The organism is Falsiroseomonas frigidaquae (assembly GCF_012163145.1).
Lineage (GTDB): Bacteria > Pseudomonadota > Alphaproteobacteria > Acetobacterales > Acetobacteraceae > Falsiroseomonas > Falsiroseomonas frigidaquae.
In genome coordinates, this window is the sequence record NZ_JAAVTX010000008.1 from 67961 (window position 1) to 81372 (window position 13412).

13 protein-coding genes are annotated in these 13412 nt (G+C 71.3%); 5 read left to right on the plus strand and 8 right to left on the minus strand.

The window, feature by feature from the left end:
* Window positions 1-51: 51 nt before the first annotated feature.
* Window positions 52-792: a FadR/GntR family transcriptional regulator gene (locus HB662_RS25265; RefSeq protein WP_209443473.1), complete on the plus strand. Its 741-nt coding sequence runs from the start codon at window positions 52-54 to the stop codon at window positions 790-792.
* An 89-nt stretch (window positions 793-881) separates the two neighbouring features.
* On the opposite strand, the gene HB662_RS25270 is transcribed toward HB662_RS25265, so the two are convergent.
* Window positions 882-1835: a tripartite tricarboxylate transporter substrate binding protein gene (locus HB662_RS25270; protein ID WP_168054181.1), complete on the minus strand. Its 954-nt coding sequence runs from the start codon at window positions 1833-1835 to the stop codon at window positions 882-884.
* 212 nt (window positions 1836-2047) lie between these two features.
* Here HB662_RS25270 and HB662_RS25275 point away from each other — a divergent pair, with 212 nt between their 5' ends.
* Window positions 2048-3385: an MmgE/PrpD family protein gene (locus HB662_RS25275; RefSeq protein WP_168054183.1), complete on the plus strand. Its 1338-nt coding sequence runs from the start codon at window positions 2048-2050 to the stop codon at window positions 3383-3385.
* 97 nt (window positions 3386-3482) lie between these two features.
* Window positions 3483-4448 (plus strand): Bug family tripartite tricarboxylate transporter substrate binding protein, encoded by a 966-nt coding sequence (locus HB662_RS25280; RefSeq protein WP_168054185.1) that lies wholly within the window; start codon window positions 3483-3485, stop codon window positions 4446-4448.
* A 21-nt stretch (window positions 4449-4469) separates the two neighbouring features.
* Here HB662_RS25280 and HB662_RS25285 read toward each other — a convergent pair whose 3' ends face one another.
* Genes HB662_RS25285 through HB662_RS25295 form a run of 3 tightly spaced genes read right to left on the minus strand, consistent with a single transcriptional unit; the run spans window position 4470 to window position 6756 of the window.
* A complete protein-coding gene (locus HB662_RS25285) occupies window positions 4470-5285 on the minus strand; it encodes a phosphate/phosphite/phosphonate ABC transporter substrate-binding protein (RefSeq protein ID WP_168054187.1) in 816 nt (271 codons plus the stop codon).
* On the minus strand, window positions 5282-5455 hold the full coding sequence (locus HB662_RS25290) for a DUF1289 domain-containing protein (protein WP_168054189.1): 174 nt from the start codon (window positions 5453-5455) through the stop codon (window positions 5282-5284). The genes HB662_RS25285 and HB662_RS25290 overlap by 4 nt, the downstream gene beginning before the upstream one ends.
* Window positions 5452-6756, minus strand: coding sequence for an FAD-dependent oxidoreductase (locus tag HB662_RS25295; RefSeq protein WP_168054191.1), 1305 nt, complete (start codon window positions 6754-6756; stop codon window positions 5452-5454). Before HB662_RS25295 ends, HB662_RS25290 begins: the two co-directional genes overlap by 4 nt.
* Window positions 6757-6860: 104 nt before the next feature.
* Between HB662_RS25295 and HB662_RS25300 the strand changes: the two genes are divergently transcribed.
* Both HB662_RS25300 and HB662_RS25305 read left to right on the plus strand, forming a co-directional pair.
* Window positions 6861-7820, plus strand: a complete 960-nt coding sequence (locus HB662_RS25300; RefSeq protein WP_168054193.1) for a Bug family tripartite tricarboxylate transporter substrate binding protein — start codon at window positions 6861-6863, stop codon at window positions 7818-7820.
* A gap of 66 nt (window positions 7821-7886) precedes the next feature.
* Window positions 7887-8909 carry a zinc-binding alcohol dehydrogenase family protein gene (locus tag HB662_RS25305; RefSeq protein ID WP_168054195.1) on the plus strand — a complete coding sequence of 341 codons (1023 nt, stop codon included), beginning with the start codon at window positions 7887-7889 and terminating at the stop codon, window positions 8907-8909.
* Here HB662_RS25305 and HB662_RS25310 read toward each other — a convergent pair whose 3' ends face one another.
* The 4 genes from HB662_RS25310 to HB662_RS25325 form a co-directional block, all read right to left on the minus strand.
* Window positions 8910-9881, minus strand: coding sequence for an ABC transporter ATP-binding protein (locus HB662_RS25310; RefSeq protein WP_168054197.1), 972 nt, complete (start codon window positions 9879-9881; stop codon window positions 8910-8912).
* Window positions 9878-10756 carry an ABC transporter permease gene (locus tag HB662_RS25315; protein ID WP_168054199.1) on the minus strand — a complete coding sequence of 293 codons (879 nt, stop codon included), beginning with the start codon at window positions 10754-10756 and terminating at the stop codon, window positions 9878-9880. Before HB662_RS25315 ends, HB662_RS25310 begins: the two co-directional genes overlap by 4 nt.
* Window positions 10753-11694 (minus strand): ABC transporter permease, encoded by a 942-nt coding sequence (locus HB662_RS25320; RefSeq protein WP_168054201.1) that lies wholly within the window; start codon window positions 11692-11694, stop codon window positions 10753-10755. The genes HB662_RS25315 and HB662_RS25320 overlap by 4 nt, the downstream gene beginning before the upstream one ends.
* A gap of 133 nt (window positions 11695-11827) precedes the next feature.
* The gene (locus HB662_RS25325) at window positions 11828-13387 is read right to left on the minus strand and encodes an ABC transporter substrate-binding protein (protein WP_168054203.1); all 1560 of its coding nucleotides are present in this window, start codon (window positions 13385-13387) and stop codon (window positions 11828-11830) included.
* Window positions 13388-13412 lie beyond the last annotated feature (25 nt).

The window sequence follows — 13412 nt, forward strand, 5'->3', positions numbered from 1 at the left end:
GCCGGGCTTGTCATATCATATGATGACCGAGACCCGCCGGACCCTTCTGCCATGATGCGCCGCGACATCGGCATGGCGCCGCTGCGCCCTGCCGCCAACCTCACCGGCGCGCTGGTGCACCGGCTGGCCGAGGAAATCCGCTCCGGCCGCCTGCCGCCCGGCGCCCGGCTGCCGACCGAGCAGGACCTGATGCGGGAGGCCGGCGTCAGCCGCACCGTGGTGCGGGAGGCGGTGGCGGCGCTGCGGGCGGAGGGGCTGGTGGTGACCCGCCAGGGCGTCGGCGCCTTCGTCACGGAGCGCCCGGGCGAGGGCATCTTCCGCCTCACACCCAGCGAGGCCGAAGGCCTGCAGCAGGTGATCCAGGTGCTGGAGCTGCGCCTGGCGCTGGAGGTGGAGGCCGCGGGCCTGGCCGCCGAACGCTGCAGCGCCGAGGCGCTGACCCTGATCGGCGAGGCCGAGGCCACTTTCGATGCCGCGGTGGCTGCCGGCGGCGATGCGGCGGAGGCCGATTTCGCCCTGCACCGCGCCATCTTCATGGCCACCGGCAACCCGCATTTCCTGCGCTTCCTGGAGGTGCTGGGCCGCCACGCCATCCCCCGCCGCGCCCTCGGCCTGGTCGAGCGCAGCGAGGCGGAGCGGAGGCAGTACCTAGCGCAGGTCCGCGGCGAGCACCGCCTGGTGGCGGAGGCGATCGCGGCGAGTGACCCGGAGGCCGCCCGCGCGGCGATGCGCCGGCATCTGGAGGCAGCGCGCGAACGCTATCGCCGCCTCGCCGCGCAAGCGGCGGCCTAACGCCGCCAGGGCCGCGCAGGCGGCGGCCTAACGCCGCCAGGGCCGCCCAGGCCGCCGCCTAACGCCGCCAGGGCCGCCCAGGCCGCCGCCTAACGCCGCCAGGGCCGCTCCCGCCACAGCGCGCGGTGCGTCGCATCCACCTGCTGCAGGAAGGCGACGTAATCCGCGGAGTTCAGGTAGCGCAGCGGCTGGAAGGCGCGCTCGCTGCTGGCGCGGAAGGCGGGGTTGGCCAGCACCTTGTCCAGCGCCGCCGAAATCCGCGCCACCACCTCCGCCGGCATCCCCTTCGGCCCGCCCAGGCCCCGCAGCGACCCGCCGCGAATGTCGTAGCCGGCTTCCTTGAAGGTCGGCACATCGGGCGCCAGCGCGTGCCGCGCATCGGACATCACACCCAATGTCCGCCAGGGCTGGCGCTGCGCGAAGGTCAGGCTCTCGCCGAGATTGGCGGTGGCGGCCTGGATTTCCCGCGTCATCAGCGCCTGCGCGCCGGGCGCGGTGCCGGCATAGGCCACCGGCTCGAACCGCACGCCGGCCGCCTGTTCCAGCAGCATGACGCTGATGCTGCCGGCCGAGCCCGGCCCCTGGTCCCCCACCGTGATCCGCCCCGGCTCCCGCCGCGCCGCGGCGACCAGGTCGGCGATGCTGCGGATCGGGCTGTCCGGATGCACGGCGATGGTCGCCGGGTCGTCCACCACGCCGGCGATGAAGGTGAAGCTGTCCATCGACCAGCGCGGGCTGCGCTCGATCGGGATGGTGACGATGCCGGGGGTGTTGATGATGCCGAGCGTATAGCCATCCGGCCGCGCATCGGCGATGGCGTTCAGCCCGATCTCGCCGCCCGCCCCGCCGCGATTCTGCACCACCACGGGCTGGCCCAGTTCCACTTCCAGGAACTGCGCCATGACGCGGGCAGAGATATCCGTGCCGCCGCCGGCGGCGAAGGGCACAATGATGGTCAGCAGCCGTTCGGGCCAGGCGGCACGCGCCGGGCGCGCGGCGGCCAGAAGGCTCGCGCCAAGGGCAAGGCGACGGGTGAGGATCATGCGGCAAGTCCTGTCTCGGCGGTTCAGCCGCGCCAGCCTTCCTCGCGCCGCCTCCCGCTCTCCGGCGGGTGCGTCTGGCGCCTGGCCTGGATACCACCTGCATGTCGTTTTGCCCACGGCATCGCCGGCGCGGGCTGGCGCCAGGCGGCACAGGATGCATGCTGGCCGCAAGAGTCGCGGGGTGGGCCGCGCAGGGAAGAGGGACCGAAGGCATGGACAATCCACTGATCCGCCTGGCCGCGCATGCGGCGAGCTGGCGCGACCGGCCGCTGCCCGTGGATGTGGCGCATCATGCCCGCCGCGCGCTGATCGACTGGTTCGCCGCCCTGCTGCCCGGCTGCTCGCAGCCCCCGGCCAGCCTGATGGCGCGGGTGCTGGCGGACCAGCGCGGCAGCGGGCGCGCCATCTGCTACGTGGATGGCCAGGCGGGCGGGCTGCGCCATGCGGCGCTGCTGAACGCGACGGCCAGCCACACGGTGGAATTCGACGACATCTACCGCGACGCCGGCTACCACCCGGGCTGCCCGACCATCCCCGCAGCCCTCGCCGCCGCCCAGGCGCAAGGTGGCGACATGGACCTGCTGCTGCGGGCCATCACCGCGGGGTATGAGGTGGGCTGCCGCATCGGCGTCGCGGTGCAGCCCAGCCATTACCGCTACTGGCACACCACCGGCACCGTCGGCACCTTCGGCGCGGCGGCGGCCGTCGGCGTGGTGCTCGGCCTGGACGAGACGCGCATGGCCCATGCCCTGGCCACCGCCGCCACCATGGCCGGCGGGCTGCAACAGGCCTTCCGCGGCGAGGGCATGAGCAAGCCGCTGCACCCCGGCCATGCGGCGGAGGCCGGTGCGCTGGCTGCGCTCGCGGCCTCGGCCGGGGTGACGGGGGCGCTGGACGTGCTGCACGGCCCGGTCGGCTTCGCCGCCGCCACCAGCGAGGACACCGGCAAGTGGGACAAGGCGCTGGCGGGGCTGGAGGAACACGTCGCCATCACCAGCATGACCTTCAAGAACCATGGCTGCTGCGGCCACATCTTCGCGGGCCTCGACGGGCTGGCCGCGCTGCAGGCGCAGCATGGCTTCGGCGCGGAGGATGTCGCCGCCATCCATCTCGGCGGCTATTCCGCCACCAAGGATGTCTGCGACCGGCCGGAGGTGACGACGGAACAACAGGCACGCTTCTCCGCGCAATACTGCCTGGGCGCGCTGCTGGTCCTCGGCGGCGTGCGGATCGCGGCCTTCACGCCGGAGAGCCTGGCCGATCCGCGCATTCGGGCGGTGATGCCGAAGGTGACCGTCAGCCTGGACCCGGCGCTGGCCGCCGACTACCCGGCGCGGCGCGCGGCCAATCTGGAGGTGCGGCTGACGGACGGGACGGTGCTGCGGCACCACCAGCCCACCCGCAAGGGCGACCCGGATGCGCCGCTGAGCGATGCGGAGCTGGCGGCGAAGTTTCTCGAGTTGACGGAGCCGGTGATCGGCGCCGCCTCGGCCGGGGCGCTGCTGGCGCGGCTGCGGGAGGGGGCGGAGCTGCCGGGGGCGCTCCCTTAACCACCAACAACAATCGTGCATTGTTCAATATTGCAAAGCGCGATGATGATGCGTAATTACTCCCGGCCGGCGTGGATTGCCGGCTGGGGAATCCATCATGCCGAAGCTGTCCCGCCGACCCTTCCTCACCCTCGCCGCCGGGCTGCTGGCCGCGCCCTGCATCGCCCGTGCCGCCACCTGGCCGGACCGGCCGATCCGCCTGATCGTCCCGGTCGCCCCGGGCGGCAGCCAGGACATCGTCGCGCGGCATTCCGCCCGGGCGCTGACGGAGATCCTCGGCCAGCCGGTGCAGGTGGAGAATCTGGCCGGTGGCGGCTCCAACATCGGCTATGCGGCAGCGGCGCGCGCGGCGGCGGATGGGCACACGCTGCTGGCCGGCGCCGATACGCTGTCCATCACCGGGTCCCTGACGCCACGCCTGGCCTTCGACCCGCTGGATTTCGCGGCCATCCACCGTTCCGTGCGCGTGCCGCAGATCCTGGTGGTGCGGGCGGATGACCCGGCGCCGGATTTCGCCGCCTGGTTCGCCGCCAGCCAGCGCCGGCCGCCGGCCATCGGCACGCCGGGCCACGGCCAGCTGGCGCATCTGCTGGTCGAGCAGCTCGCGCGCGCCTCCGGCAAGGCCTGGACCCATGTGCCCTATCGCGGCGGCGCGCTGGCGCTGAACGATCTGATGGCCGGCCTGCTGCAGGGCGTGATGATCAATATCGGCGCGGTGACGGACCATGTCCGCGGCGGCCGCCTGCGCGCCCTGATGGTCAGCCCGGAAACCCGCGCCGCCGCCCTGCCCGACGTGCCCACTTTGCGCGAGCTGGGTTTTCCCGAGTTGACCAGCGTGGGCTGGCACGGGCTGCTGGCCCCGGCCGGCACCGACCCCGCGATCATCGCCCGGCTGAATGCCGCGAGCCGCGAGGCGGTGAAGCGGCCGGAGGTGGCGCCGCGCCTGGCCGCCCTCGGCGTGGAGGCGACGGATGAGGCGCCGGAGGTGCTGCAGGCCGCGATGCGGGCGGATGCGGCGCGCTATGCCGAGATCATCCGCCGCTTCGGCATCACGGCGGCCTAATCACCACCGCGCGGCGCGGTTTCAGGCGGGCACCGCATATCCCGCCGCCACCGCCGCGCGGTCCCAGTCCAGCGTCGTCGCGAAATCCGCCTGCTCCACCGGGGCGAAGCCCTGGATCAGCAGCGCCGCGGCGTGCTGCGCGAACCAGGGCCGGGCGGCCGCCGCCGCGAAGGCCGCCCGCAGCCGCGCCACCGCCGCCGCCGGCAGGCCAGGGGATGCGACGAAGGCGGGGATCGGCGCCAGCGCCGTGCTCTCCAGCACCCGGATCCCGGCCGTCAGATCGGGGCGGTAGCGGGCGATCAGCGCGTGCCAGTAGCCATCGAGCGGCCCGATCTCGATGCGCCCCTCCAGCACCGCATCCAGCACCGCCCGCGCCGTCACCAGATCGCCGACGCTTTCCGCATAGAGATCACCGCCACGCGCCTGGCGATGCGGCAGCAGATGGTGGCGCAGCGCGTTGAAGCCGGAATGCGAATGCGCCACGGTCCAGCCGATGCGGTGGCCGAAGCTGTCCTCCAGCCGCCGGAACGGGCTGTCCGCCCGCACGATCAGGTCGGAGCGATAGGCGGCGCGCCCCTGCGCCCACTCGGCCGCCGGAATCGGCGCCGCGATCGGCACCACATCGGCGATGCGCAGCGCGATCGGGTAGCCGCACATCTGCACCAGGCCGAGATCGGGCCGGCGCCACAGCACCTCCAGCGGCTGAGGCGCCGGGTAGGGTTCGTAGTCCAGCGCCACCTCGGCCTCCGCCGCCACATGCGCGATCAGCGCCTGCCAGGCGGCCTCCGCCTCCGGCGCCACGGCATACATGCGGGCATTGGCGATGAAGCGGCTCATGGCTTCCCCACCAGGGGCAGGCGCGCCGGCAGTTGCAGCATCAGCGCCCGCCGCGCGGCGGGGGAAAGCTGGGTCCATACCGCGATCTCCACCGTGCTGCGCCCGCAGCCGCGGCAGAGGCCGGTGCGCGGGTCGATCTCGCAGACCTTGTTGCAGGGGCTTTCGATCATCGCGCCGCCGCCCGCCCGGCGCGCAGGCCGAGCGCGAAGGACTGCGCCAGCCCATTGCCCGGCACATAGCCCGCCGCCCCCCGGCCGGAGATGCCGCAGGCCACGCCGCCGGCGGCGAACAGATTCGCAATCGCGCTGCCATCGGCGCGCAGCACCCGCGCATCCGCATCCACCCGCACGCCGCCCTGGGTATGCGCCAGCGCGCCCGTCACCTCGGCTGCGTAGTAGGGCGGCTGCGGCGGCCCGTCCCAGCTGCGGCGGCCGAAGCGATCCGGCGCCGCGAAGGTCTCGGCCAGCGCCGCCTCCGGCAGGCCGAAACGCGCGGCGAGTTCGGCCAGATCCGCGCAGCGGGCCACGGCGCCAAGCTCCACCGCGCGGCGGAACGGCCCGCCGGCCAGCGCCGCCTGCTGCGCCGCCTCCGCCCACACCTCCACCGCCACCCCGCCGGGCTGCGCCAGCAGATGCGCGGTGAGTTCGGAGGGGCCCATATCCTCCGCCACGAAGCGCTGTCCCAGCCGGTTCACCAGCACCGCCCCCAGCGCGGGCAGGGACGCGCCGAAGCGCGGCCGCACACCCTCCACCAGATGCGGCGAGACATGCGGCTGGCCCTGGTAGCTGTCCATGCAGAGCAGCTCCGCCCCCAGCGCCGCCGCCCAGCCGATGCCGGCGCCATCCGCATGCGTGCCGCCGACATGCACCGCCTGCGCGGCCTTCGGGCAATAGCGCGCCACCAGCCCCGGCGCGCCGCCGAAGCCGCCGGTGGCGAGCACCACGGCGCCGGCATCGATCGCCCCGGCGCTGGTCGCAACCCCCTGCGGCCGCAGCGTCCGCACCACCACGCCGTCGCGGAAGGTGATGCGCGGGTTGCGCGCCACCGCCTGGCGCAGCAGCGCCTGCAGTTCCGCCCCGCTTTCGGCCGGCGTCGCATGCAGCCGCATGGCGGAATGGCCCGGCCAGCGGGAGGCTGTGTGCAGGTGGATCGGCAGGCCGGCGACATCGGCCAGGAAATCCACCGCCTCCGCCGCGCCATGCGTCACCGCCTGCAGCAGCACGGCATCCACCGCCGCACCACTTTTCGCCCGCACATCGGCGGCGAAGTTTTCCGGCGAGTCGGTCTCCCCGGCCGCCTGTTGCCAGCGCGTGCCGGCGGCGGAGACCAGGCCGCCGGAGACGGAGAGCGTGCTCGGCGCCGCCGCATCGCGTTCCAGCAGCACGATTCGCGCGCCCGCTTCCGCCGCCACCAGCGCCGCCATCATCCCCGCCGCGCCGGCCCCGGCCACGACCACATCGAAGCTCTGCATGCATCCGGTATGGCCCGCGCCGCACGGCCTGCCAATCCGGCGCTTGACACGGGCGCAGGCTCGGCATGTCGTTGTATCCCGTTGGACACATTCGGGGGCTCTCGATGCTCACACGCCGCCACCTGATCGCCGCCGGCCTCGCCCTGCCGGCGCTGCCCGCCTCCGCGCAGGGCTATCCGGATCGTCCGGTGCGCTGCGTGAATCCCTTCTCCGCCGGCTCCGCCGTGGATGTGGTGATCCGCCTGGTGGCGCAGGATCTGTCGGAGCGGATCGCCACGCAGTTCATCGTGGAGAACCGGACCGGCGCCTCCGGCAATATCGGTACGGAATTCGCCGCGAGATCGCGGGCCGATGGCTACACGCTGCTGGTGGGCTCCCCGGGCACCATGGGCATCAATCCCTTCCTGTTCCGCAGCCTGCCCTACAAGGTCGAGGATTTCGTGGCGGTCAGCCACCTGGTCTCCTTCCCCCAGGTGATGGTGGTGAACCCCGCCAGCCCGATCCGCAGCCTGGCCGACCTGGTGCAGGCGGCGAAGGCACGGCCCGGCGGGCTGAACTACGCCACCTCCGGCGCCGGCTCCACCAGCCATCTGGCCTTCGAGCTGGTGCGCGCCGCCACCGGCATCGAGATGACGCATATCCCCTTCCGCGGCGGCTCGCTCGCCATCCAATCGGTGATGCAGGGGGAGGTGCAGGTGGCGATCGAGGGCCTGCCCTCCCTGCCCGGCTTCCTCTCCGCCGGGCAGTTGCGCGCCATCGCCGTCACCTCCGGCGACCGGGCGGCGAAGCTGCCCGAGGTGCCCTCGGTGGCGGAGACGGTGCCGGGCTTCGATGCGGCGGCCTGGATCATCGTCTTCGCCCCCGCCGGCACGCCGGGCGAGATCGTGCGGAAGCTGTCGGCGGAGATGCAGATCTCCCTCGCCCGATCCCAGGTGCGGGATAGGTTGCAGGAACTCGGCGCCACCGTCATCGGCACGGATGCAGCGGCCACCGCCGCCTTCCATGCGGCGGAGTTGCAGAAGTGGCAACGCGCCGTGCAGCTTTCCGGCGCGCGGGCAGACTGATCGATCGGATCATTTGCAACCGCGCGCGCAGGATCCATCTCAGCCGCCTGGAAAGGAGCCTGTGCCATGCGCGCCGTCGCTTATCTCAAGAGCCTGCCCACCAGCGACCCCGATTGCCTGCAGGATGTGACCCTGCCCGATCCTGCGCCCCCCAGCGGCCGCGACCTGCTGGTGGAGGTTCGCGCCATCTCCGTGAATCCGGTTGATGCCAAGGTGCGGATGCGCGCCGATCCGGTCGGCACGCCAACGCTGCTCGGCTACGACGCCGCCGGCGTGGTGCGCGCCGTGGGGCCGCAAGCCACGCTGTTCCGCCCCGGCGATGCGGTGTTCTACGCCGGCGACATCACCCGCCCCGGCACCAATGCCGAGTTGCACCTGGTGGATGAACGCATCGTCGGCCCAAAGCCGCGAAAGCTGTCCTTTGCCGAGGCTGCGGCCGTGCCGCTGACCGCCATCACGGCGTGGGAAGCGCTGTTCGACCGCCTGCGCATCAAGCGCGACACGACGCCGCGCGACGAAGCGGTGCTGATCATCGGCGGTGCCGGCGGCGTCGGCTCCATCGCCGTGCAGCTGGCCCGCCAGCTGACCGGCCTGCGCGTGGTCGCCACCGCCAGCCGGCCGGAGACGATGGACTGGGCGCGGGAGATGGGCGCGCATGACGTGCTGGACCATTCCGGCAACCTGGCGGCGCAGGCCAAGGCGCTGGGCGTGCCGGTGGGCTTCATCTTCGTCACGACGCATACCGAGGCGCATTGGCCGGCGATCTGCGAGATCATCGCGCCACAGGGCGCCATCTGCCTGATCGACGACCCGACGACCTCGCCCGATTTCCGCATGCTGAAGCTGAAGGCGGCGTCGCTGCATTGGGAACTGATGTTCACCCGGTCCCGCTTCAGGACGCCCGACATGCAGGCGCAGCACGACCTGCTGGTGGAGGTCAGCCGGATGCTGGACGAGGGCCGGCTGCGGACCACCCTGGCCGAGCATCTGGGCCCGATCAACGCCGCCAACCTTCGCCGCGGCCATGCCGCCGTGGAAAGCGGCACGGCGCGCGGCAAGATGGTGCTGGAAGGTTTCCCCGGAGCCTGATCAGCCGTGCAGGTAGCAGGCGACGCCGCCCTGGCCCTCGCCGGCCGAGGTCCAGCGCGGCATCTCCTGGCTGCATTGCGGCATGGCGTGCGGGCAGCGCGGATGGAAGGGGCAGCCCGGCGGCGGGTTGGCCGCCGACGGGATCTCCCCGATGATGCGCGGCAGCACGCCGCGCCGCGACGGGTCCGGAATCGGCGAGGCGTCGCGCAGCATCTGCGCATAGGGGTGCAGCGGGTTGGCCAGCACGCGGCCCGCCGGCCCCTCCTCCACGATGCGGCCGAGATACATCACCGCGACCCGGTCGCAGAACCAGCGCACCACGGAAAGGTCGTGGCTGACGAACAGGAAGGACAGGCCGCGCCGCTTGCGAAGGTCCTGCATCAGCAGCAGCACCTGCGCCTGCACCGAGACATCCAGCGCGGAGACCGGTTCGTCCGCCACGATCAGCTCCGGCTCAACCGTCAGCGCGCGGGCGATGCCGATGCGCTGGCGCTGGCCGCCGCTGAATTCATGCGGGAAGCGGTCCAGCGCCGCGGGCGGCAGGCCCACCTCCTCCAGCAGCGCGCCGGCGCGGCGGCGGGCTTCCTGGCCCTCCGCCAGGCCATGCACATGCATCGGCTCCATCAGCGCGCTGCCGATGGATTGCCGCGGGTCGAGCGAGGAATAGGGGTCCTGGAAAACGATCTGCATGCGCCGGCGCAGCGCCTTCAGCGCGGCCCCCTTGGCGGTCAGCACGTTCTCACCCTTCCAGGTGACGGTACCGGCATCGGGCTCGATCAGCCGCAGCAGGGCGCGGGCGGCGGTGGATTTGCCGCAGCCGGATTCGCCGACCAGGCCGAAGGCCTCGCCGGCATTGATGGTGAAGGAGATGTCCTCGACGGCGCGCACGCGAACGGTGCGCGGCGTCGGGAAACCCTTCTTGGCGACGAAGTGCTTGCGCAGCCCGTCGACGACGAGGACGGGTGCGGTCATTCGTTCCTCAGCTTCGGGTCAGTGGCGTCGCGCAGGCCGTCGCCCACCATGTTCAGCCCCAGCACCAGGAACAGGATCGCCAGGCCCGGAAACACGGCGAGCCATGGTGCATCCAGGATGTTCTCGAAGCCGTCCCGCGTCATGCCGCCCCAGGTCGCGGTCGGCGGCTTCACGCCGAGGCCGATGAAGGACAGGGACGCCTCCACCCGCACGGCGGTGGCCAGCCACAGCGTGCCCATCACCATCACCTCCGACAGGATATTGGGCAGGATGTGGCGGAACAGCACGCGGGTGTGGCTGAAGCCGAGCGCGCGGCCGGCCTCCACGAAGGCGCGTTCCTTCAACGCCAGCGTGGGTGCGCGGGCAACGCGGGCGAAGGGCGCGATGGCGGTGAGCGCGATGGCCACCACCAAGTTCACCAGCTCCGGCCCCAGCAGCGCCACCACGATCAGGCCGAGGATGAGCGAGGGGAAGGACAGCAGCACATCCATCACCTGCATCACGAACAGGTCGAACTTGCCGCCGATATAGCCGGAGACCAAGCCGATGGCGCCGCCGATGATGGCGGCGGCGAAGATGGCACCGAGCGAGACCGTCAGCGAGATCTGGCCGCCCCACATCAGGCGCGAGAGGATGTCCCGCCCGAACTGGTCGGTGCCCAGCCAGAATTCAGCGGAGGGCGCTTGCAGCCGGTTGAAGATGTCCTGTTCCGCCGGATCATAGGGCGCGATCCAGGGGGCGAGGATGGCAGACGCCATGATGACAAGGCAGATCACCACCCCCACAGCCGTGGTCGGATTGCTGCGCGCCTTGCCCAGCGCGCGCTTCCAGCCGGCCTGCGCGGGTGGCGCAACCAGTTCCTGTGTCGCGCTCATTCCGCCTTCACCCGTGGATCGATCACGCCGTACAGCAGATCGGTGATGAGGTTCACCACGACGATCAGGAAGCAGTAGATCACCATCAGCCCCTGCAGCATCGTGTAGTCCCGCTGGTTCAGCGCGCCGACGATGATCTTGCCCAGACCCGGCCGGTTGAAGACGATCTCCGTCAGCACCGAGTTGCCGAGCAGGATCCCGACATAGAGCCCCACCACGGTGACGATGGGGATCGAGGCATTCCGCAGGCCATGCACCCAGACCACGCGCCGCCACGGCACGCCCTTGGCGCGCGCGGTGCGGATATAGTCCTCACTGAGCGAGGCCAGCATGGCGCTACGCGTCACCCGCGTGATGTAGGCCGCCATGATCAGGCCGAGCGCCACGGTGGGCAGCACCAGCTTGTGCAGCCGGTCGCCATAGTCGGCGAGATCCGCGCCGCCGATGACGGGGAACCACCGCCAGTGCAGCGAGAAGGCCAATAGAAGAAAAATGCCGGAGACGAAGACCGGGAAGGACAGGCCGAGCAGCGACAGCACCCGCGCCGCCACATCCACCACGCCGTTGCGGTTCAGCGCCGCCCAGATGCCGACCGGCACGCCGATGACGACGCCGAAGATCATCGAGGCGATGGTCAGGTCAAGCGTATGCGGCAACACCGCCGCGACCTCTGCCGTGATCGAACGGCCGGTGACCATGGAGACGCCGAAATCGCCGACCAGCGCGCTGGTGATGAAGCTGAAATACTGCGCCCACAGCGAGCGATCCAGGCCGAGCCTGGTGCGCAGCGCCGCAATCGCCTCCGGCGTCGCCTGGTCGCCCAGGATCACCAGCGCCGGGTCGCCGGGCACGATGCGGACGATGATGAAGACCAGCGTCAGCACCGCGATCAGCGTCGGCACGGCGGCCAGCAGGCGGCGGATGACGAAGCCGGTCATGCCGTGGCCCCCAGCCCGACCCTCCCCCGCTCCGCGGGAGAGGGGAAAGACGGCCGCTCCTCCCTACCCCGCCTGCGGGGGGTTGCGGCGCTGCTGCAACGCCGAAGGCTGGCCAGGGTGGGGGCCAGGCTCCTCACCGCAGCCGCGTCGCTTCGGTGATCAGCGGGCCGAGGCTCATCGAGCCCTTCAGCTCATAGCCATAGTCAAGGTTGTCGCGGCGGGCGAAGACCAGCAGGGTCTCGATCAACGGCACGCCGCAGACATTCTGCACCAGGATGCGCTGTGCCTCCGCCCAGAGCCGCTTCTGCTCCTCGATGTCCGTGCTGACGCGCGCCGCATCGATCTGGCTGTCCGCCTGGCTGCAATGCGAGAAATTCGTCACCGCCGTCGGCGTGCGGACACGCGACCGGCCATGGAAGAACTGCGTCATGTAGATATCCGCCACCGGGAAACGCGCCGCGGAGTAATACACCATCGGCGACAGATCCTGCCGGATCTGCTGGTGGAAGGTGGCGTGCTCCACGACCTGCAGGTCGAGCGTGATGCCGGACCGGCGCAGCTGCTGCTGCACCACCTGCATCATGTTCAGCATCTCCGGCAGCTGCGTGTGGATCACGCGGATGGTGATGCCGTTCGGATGCCCCGCCTCCGCCAGCAGCGCCCGCGCCCGCGCCGGGTCCGCCGGCAGCAGGCCATTGTCGTTGGTGAAGCCGAGGTAGCCGCGCGGCACCACGGATTGCGCCTCACGCGCCACATCCTGGCCGCGGAAGCGCACCAGCTCCGACCGGTTCACCGCATGCGCCATCGCCTGGCGGATGCGGATGTCGTTGAAGGGCGGCTGGTTGGTGTTGAGGTGCAGGATCGCCAGTTCACCCGGCTCGAACACATCGACCACCGTGTTCGGCACCTGCCGCGTGCGGTTCACCCAGGTCTGGTCGCCGCGGCCGTAGTTCAGATCCAGCTCCCGGTTCTGGAAGGCCAGGTCGCGGGAGGCGTCGGAGGGGATGAAGCGGTAGCTGATGCGCCCGATCTGCGGCGCGCCCCGGTAGTACTGCGCATGCGCCACCAGCTCCGCCGACTGGTTCGGCGTCACGCGGTCCAGCGCGAAGGGGCCGGTGCCAATCGGCGAGCGCACGAAATTGTCGCCCCGCTCCTCCACCGCCCGCTTCGAGACGATGTAGCCGCCCGAGTAGTTGGTCAGGATGCCCAGCATGCTCGGGATGTTTTCCCGCAGCACGATGCGGACGGTGTGGCTGTCCACCGCCTCGATGGTCTCGATCGCGCGGTAGTCGGCGGCGAAGGCGCTGGTCGCGGCGGTGCCGGATTTGCGCAGCGAGAAGACGACATCCTCAGCCGTCAGCTCGCCATATCCGCCATGGAACTGCACGCCGCGGCGCAGATGGAAGGTCCAGGTCTTGCCATCCGCGCTGCTCTCCCAACGCTCGGCGAGATCGGGCTCGATCTCGGCCGGGTTGATGGAACCGGGCTTGAAGCGGACCAGCCCGTTGAACATCCACGCCACCACGACACGATCGATGGTGGAGACGGCGAAATGCGGATCGAGCCGACCCACATCCTGCGCCGCCATGCCGACGCGCAGCGTCTGGCCTTGCGCCATGGCGGTCGTGTTGAACCCGATGGCGGACGCAATGGCCAGGGCGCTGCCAAGCAGCGCCGCCCGAAATCCCCGCATGAAATTATTCCCCGTTTGCCTTGGG

Bases quoted from the DNA above. Each gene is read 5' to 3' on its own strand.
- HB662_RS25280 (WP_168054185.1), top strand. From the start codon at position 3,483: ATGCCGAAGCTGTCCCGCCGACCCTTCCTCACCCTCGCCGCCGGGCTG.
- HB662_RS25290 (WP_168054189.1), bottom strand. From the start codon at position 5,455: ATGATCGAAAGCCCCTGCAACAAGGTCTGCGAGATCGACCCGCGCACC.
- HB662_RS25265 (WP_209443473.1), top strand. From the start codon at position 52: ATGATGCGCCGCGACATCGGCATGGCGCCGCTGCGCCCTGCCGCCAAC.
- HB662_RS25320 (WP_168054201.1), bottom strand. From the start codon at position 11,694: ATGACCGGCTTCGTCATCCGCCGCCTGCTGGCCGCCGTGCCGACGCTG.
- HB662_RS25315 (WP_168054199.1), bottom strand. From the start codon at position 10,756: ATGAGCGCGACACAGGAACTGGTTGCGCCACCCGCGCAGGCCGGCTGG.
- HB662_RS25305 (WP_168054195.1), top strand. From the start codon at position 7,887: ATGCGCGCCGTCGCTTATCTCAAGAGCCTGCCCACCAGCGACCCCGAT.
- HB662_RS25310 (WP_168054197.1), bottom strand. From the start codon at position 9,881: ATGACCGCACCCGTCCTCGTCGTCGACGGGCTGCGCAAGCACTTCGTC.
- HB662_RS25275 (WP_168054183.1), top strand. From the start codon at position 2,048: ATGGACAATCCACTGATCCGCCTGGCCGCGCATGCGGCGAGCTGGCGC.
- HB662_RS25270 (WP_168054181.1), bottom strand. From the start codon at position 1,835: ATGATCCTCACCCGTCGCCTTGCCCTTGGCGCGAGCCTTCTGGCCGCC.
- HB662_RS25295 (WP_168054191.1), bottom strand. From the start codon at position 6,756: ATGCAGAGCTTCGATGTGGTCGTGGCCGGGGCCGGCGCGGCGGGGATG.
- HB662_RS25325 (WP_168054203.1), bottom strand. From the start codon at position 13,387: ATGCGGGGATTTCGGGCGGCGCTGCTTGGCAGCGCCCTGGCCATTGCG.
- HB662_RS25300 (WP_168054193.1), top strand. From the start codon at position 6,861: ATGCTCACACGCCGCCACCTGATCGCCGCCGGCCTCGCCCTGCCGGCG.
- HB662_RS25285 (WP_168054187.1), bottom strand. From the start codon at position 5,285: ATGAGCCGCTTCATCGCCAATGCCCGCATGTATGCCGTGGCGCCGGAG.